This is a genomic window from Mycobacterium sp. TH-M103, assembly GCF_057473785.1.
This window is the reverse complement of record NZ_JBYCLG010000299.1, coordinates 1-4,945: the sequence shown is the minus strand read 5'-3', so window position 1 is coordinate 4,945 and position 4,945 is coordinate 1. Positions and strand designations below refer to the sequence as shown.

The following is a 4,945-nucleotide window of genomic DNA, read 5'->3' as shown; positions in this document are numbered from 1 at the left end:
ACTGGGGCCTGGTCGCCGGCAAAACCCAGACCTACTTCCCCTGGGACTCCTGGGACCACCCCTACCCGGCCGTCCCGAAAGTGTGGTTCCACGACCTGCTGGGCCCGAACGGACGGGCCTTCCAGGACACCGAGATTCAAACGATCAAGGCTCTGGCCGCCCCCATGGCGTAAGCGTTGCCGGCAGCTTGCGGGTGCCGGTCGACGCGGTAACGGGGTCGCGAACCCCCGGTGCGCGCGATTTTGTCGAAACGTGCGTTTTCTTGCGGCCCCGACCCCATCATGGCTAGGTACACGCGGACTTGGGGGGAAGCGATGTCGTCTGTGCTTGTGGCGCCGGAGATGCTGGAGGGGGCCGCGGCGGATCTGGCGCGGATCGGTGCGGCGGTGCGCGCCGGCAATCTGGCCGCCGCGGTCCCGACGACGGGCATGGCGGCCGCGGGCGCCGACGAGGTATCGGTGATGGCCGCGGCGCTCTTCGGCGCGCACGCCCGCCAGTACCAGGCGGCGGCGGCGCAGGCCGCGGCGTACTACGAGCAGTTCGTCGGCACCCTGAACGCCGCCGCGGCGTCGTACGCCGATGCGGAGGTGGCGGGCAGCACGCTGCTCGGCGGTGTGCGGTCATTGGTCGCCGACGGCTTCCAGGCCTTGGTCTACGGACCGGCGCACGCCGTCGGCGAGGCCTGGATCGACAGCCCGGCCGGCCGCGTCCTGGACCCGATTATCAACGCGCCCATCGACCTGTTGCTCGGGCGCGCCCTGATCGGCAACGGTGCCGCGGGCACGGCGGCAGCCCCCATCGGCGGCGCCGGCGGCCTGTTGTTCGGCGACGGCGGGCGCGGTTACGGCCCGACCGGAGGCCCGGGGGCCGTGGCCGGCGGCAACGGCGGTAGCGCCGGGCTGATCGGCAACGGCGGTGCCGGCGGTGCCGGGTTCGGCGGTGGGACGGGCGGAGCGGGCGGCGTCGGGGGCTGGCTGATGGGCAACGGCGGCGTCGGCGGGAGTGGCGGTCTCGGCGGTGCCGGCGGCCAGGCGCTGCTGTTCGGCAACGGCGGCGCGGGCACGATCGATGCGGCCGGCGGGCGCGGCGGGTTGTTCGTCGGCAACGCCGGAACCGGTGTGGTCGCGCCATCCGGCGGCGGTGGGCAGCCGATCGTCATCGACTTCGTGCGCCACGGGCAGTCGATCGGCAACGCGCTGAACCTGATCGACACCGGTGTGCCCGGGACCGGGCTCACCCAGTTGGGTCAGCAGGAGGCAACGGCCGTCGCGCACCTGCTCGCGGGCCAGGGGCCCTACGCAGGGATCTTCGAGTCGCAGTTGACCAGGGTCCAGGAGACCGCGGCGCCGCTGGCTTCCCTGCTCCAGGTGACCCCGCAGGTGTTGCCCGGTCTCAACGAGGTCAATGCCGGACTCTTCGACGGCTTGCCGCAGCTGAGCCCGGCCGGTCTGCTGTACCTGCCCGGGCCGCTCGCCTGGACGCTCGGGTTGCCGCTCATGCCGATGCTGGCCCCGGGGTCCATCGACTTCAACGGGGTGGTCTTCGATCAGGGTTTCACCAACGCGCTGCAGACGATGTACGCCACGGCCATGGCCAATCCGGTGCATGCCGCCAACGGCCAGATCACCGACGTCGCGTACTCCAGCGAATTCGCCATCGAGGTCGGGACGCTGATGACCGTCAACAACCCCGATCCCTTGCTCATGCTCACCCACCCGCTGGCCAACACGGGCATGGTCGTGATGCAGGGCGATCCCCAGAGCGGCTGGACGCTGGTCAGCTGGGACGGGGTGCCCGTCCCGCCGGCGTCGTTGCCGACCGAACTCTTCGTCGACGTGCGCAACGTCATGGTGGCGCCGCAGTTCGCGGCCTTCGACGTCGTGGCGGCCCTGCCGACCGGCGATCCGGCGACCATCGTCGACGCGATCGGGAACGGTGCCGATCAGATCGGCGCGGCGGTGACGCAGTTCCCCGGTGCGGTGACCCAGGACATCGTCGACGCCGTCGGCGTGCCCGGCCCGGGCGCTCTGAGCAGCCTGCTGCCCTGACGGCCAGCGGGTTGCGCGTTTTGGCAGCGGATGTTCGCCGGGGGGTGACGCGTGGCTATGTAAGACCGCAGGAACTGCGTTCGACCGCTGTGTCACCGCCGGAGGCCATGACGATGAATCTGCAGCTGAGCGCGCTGGGGGTTGCGGCGTTCGCCGCGACCGGGGCCGGCTTCGCCGTGCCGGCATCCGCGGGCTGCGAGGCCCAGCCGTCCGCGCACTATTGCGACGGGCCGATCAGGGCCGACGGCACCTGGCAGCGCTGCCAGGTCGCGTTCGGGGGGCCGGTGTACGACGCCCAGTCGCGGCTGCAGGGCTGGAAGCCGGACACTTCGCGCCGCTATGAGATCAATCCGGCCGAGCCGTGGCCGGTGACACCGGCCGGGCAGCCGCGCTACCACATCGACCCGTAACCGGCCGCGGCCGGCGAAAAATTTCGCAAAGACGCCGGACGGTTCGGCCGGTCGCAGTACCATTTCGGTGCCATCGGGGGGAACGGCCGGTGGGAGGCACCCTTGTCCTACCTATTTGCGACCCCCGAAGTGTTGGCGTCGGCGGCGGCCGAAGTGGCCGGCATCGGCTCGTCGCTGCGGGCCGCCACTGCGGCGGCGGCGTCCTCGACGACGGCGATCGTCGCCGCGGCCGGCGACGAGGTGTCGGTGGCCGTCGCAAACGTTTTCGGCGGCTACGCCCGGGAGTTCCACGTACTGACCGCACAGACCGTCCTGTTTCACGGCCAGTTCGCCGGCGCGTTGAGCGGGGCGGCGACGGCATACATCGACGGCGAAATCCTCAATGTGTCGCTGCTGATCAAGGGGTTGGAGCAGCAGTTCTTCGACCAAGGGTTCTTCTCCCCCTTCACCTATCTGACGGGGCAACCGCTCTTCGGTAGAGATGCCGTCGGGCCCGCCGTCACCGGGACCACCGGGCCCGGTCTGCTGGGCAGGCTGCTCACCGGCTTCTTCAACGGCACCCTCAGTGCCAGCAGCAGCGGTGTGACGCAGGGAACGGGAACCCCCGGCCTGGTGACCGGGGTCAGGGAGGGGTTCTCCTATCTGCAGCTCGGGGTCGGGCCGCATGGCTATGACGCCCCGGCGCGCTGGTACTTCCCGACGCAGGCAAACGGCACGGTCGATGCGCGCGGTGTCATCTATCTGCAGCACGGCTTCCTGGGGACGGGCGGCTGGTACGGCAGTCTGGCCACCGCCCTGGCGTACGGCACCGACAGCATCGTGGTCGTCCCCACCGTGTCGTCGCTGCCGTTGCCCGGCGGCGCCTGGCTGAGCGGCGCGCAGATGCAGCAGGCCGTCGGATCGTTGTTCCTGGGCAACGAGACGGCGCTCAACCTCAGCGCGAGCCAGGCCGGTTACCACGGGACCCTGCCGCAGAGTTTCATGATCACCGGGCATTCGGCCGGCGGCGGCCTCGCCACGATCGCCGCGGGCGACTACGTCGCCGACCTCGGGACGAACACCGCCGCCAACCACCTTCTCGGTGTCGTGATGTTCGACGGGGTCGCCAACAGCTCCACGGCCTTCGCGTCCGCGGTCGCCAACCTCAAGACGCTCAACATCCCCGACTATGTGGTGGCCGCGCAGCCCCAGGCGTGGAACGCCTATGGCGCCACCACGAATCAACTGGTCAGTCTGTACCCGAATCAGTTCGTCGGGGTCGAGCTGCTCAACGGCTCGCACGTCGACTCGCTGCTGGGCAACAAACCCGTCATCGACTTCATCTCGCAGCTGCTCACCCAGTACTCCCCGGGCGGCGACACCCAGGCTGTCTACACCCTGTCCACGGGCTGGATCAACGACATCTACACCGGGCACGGCCCGCTCAACCCGGACTACGGCCTGTACGGGACCACCGGCGGCTACGTGCCGCCCGGCGGCCAGCAGATCATCCTGGGCCCGGCCACCGGGGTCGTGTTGCCGTAATCGACCGCCGCAGACCCCTTTGCATTGGCCGCGCCGGCGAGCTATCGACGACGCCGGCGGCGGCTTCGGCATCAACCGAGCACGGGTCGATGCCGGACGAGCACGAGGGCGTTTTCAATCCGGCCTTGTGGGGGTCCCACGTTACGCGTAACGTAATCGCATGCAGCCTGGTACGCCTCCGGGCGAACCCTGCCCATCAGGTGGGGTGTTCGGGCTCGGCCCGCGTGTCTGCGAGTATTGCAATGAGCAATTCACCCCCACTCCTGGACCTATGGCCGCCAAGCAGCGATTCTGCTGCACCAAGCACCGTGTCTATGCCAGCCGCTCTCGTGGTGCGCCCACTGCACCGAATGATGCCGGCGGAATGCCTACCGCACCGGACGCCTCTGCCGCCACCGCTGAGTTTGAACAGCGCGTCAAAGCCGAGGTGAAGAAACGCGTCGATCAGTACCGCGCCGAATGTGACGCCAACGTCGCGGCCCACAAGGCCAAGCTCGACGCCGACTTCGCAGCTCACAAAGCCAAGCTCGCCGCCGCCAAAGGACTGATCACGCCGGACGAGTACAACGTGATCCGGTCCTGCCTACACCCGGACAGCCGCGCGTCGGCAAGCGATAAGAAACTGGCGCGGGCGTTCCGCGTATTCAACGATCCCCTGATCAAGGCGTTGCTCGTCAAGTGATTCCAGCTCTCCGGAGGCGGCAGCTCCCAAGCTGCGATCATTCGCCACTTGTGGCATCCCCGGCAGCCACCGCATCGAGTTCCCGCACCTCGGCACCCTGGGGCATCTGCGGCTCAGTGTCACCGAACTCGGCCAGCCGGTCCGGTCCACGGCGCGGTGTCGCGACCGATGCGGTGCAGAAAGCCAGAGCCCCCTGTCAGGATTGAACTGACGACCGCTCGCTTACAAGGCGAGTGCTCTACCACTGAGCTAAGGAGGCCGGTGAAACCGGTGCCAGCCTA

The 4,945-nt window shown here is 69.2% G+C and carries 4 protein-coding genes, 1 tRNA gene and 1 pseudogene; 5 read left to right on the top strand and 1 reads right to left on the bottom strand.

Translation table 11 applies throughout. From position 1 onward, the window contains the following. The 5 genes and pseudogenes from AC2VOR_RS16780 to AC2VOR_RS16760 form a co-directional block, all read left to right on the top strand. A pseudogene (locus AC2VOR_RS16780) lies at positions 1-173 on the top strand (1,4-beta-xylanase); the annotation flags it as partial. A gap of 141 nt (positions 174-314) precedes the next feature. Continuing rightward, positions 315-2,048, top strand: a complete 1,734-nt coding sequence (locus AC2VOR_RS16775; protein ID WP_486964159.1) for a PE domain-containing protein — start codon at positions 315-317, stop codon at positions 2,046-2,048. 107 nt (positions 2,049-2,155) lie between these two features. Continuing rightward, entirely contained in the window at positions 2,156-2,458 is a 303-nt protein-coding gene (locus AC2VOR_RS16770) for a CDGP domain-containing protein (RefSeq protein ID WP_369736809.1), read from the top strand. Positions 2,459-2,560: 102 nt separating this feature from the next. Continuing rightward, positions 2,561-3,982 carry a PE family protein gene (locus AC2VOR_RS16765; RefSeq protein ID WP_486964158.1) on the top strand — a complete coding sequence of 474 codons (1,422 nt, stop codon included), beginning with the start codon at positions 2,561-2,563 and terminating at the stop codon, positions 3,980-3,982. 271 nt (positions 3,983-4,253) lie between these two features. Beyond that, on the top strand, positions 4,254-4,664 hold the full coding sequence (locus AC2VOR_RS16760) for a hypothetical protein (protein WP_486964157.1): 411 nt from the start codon (positions 4,254-4,256) through the stop codon (positions 4,662-4,664). Between the two features lie 187 nt (positions 4,665-4,851). Here AC2VOR_RS16760 and AC2VOR_RS16755 read toward each other — a convergent pair. After that, positions 4,852-4,923: transfer RNA gene (locus AC2VOR_RS16755), tRNA-Thr, on the bottom strand. Positions 4,924-4,945: the final 22 nt, after the last annotated feature.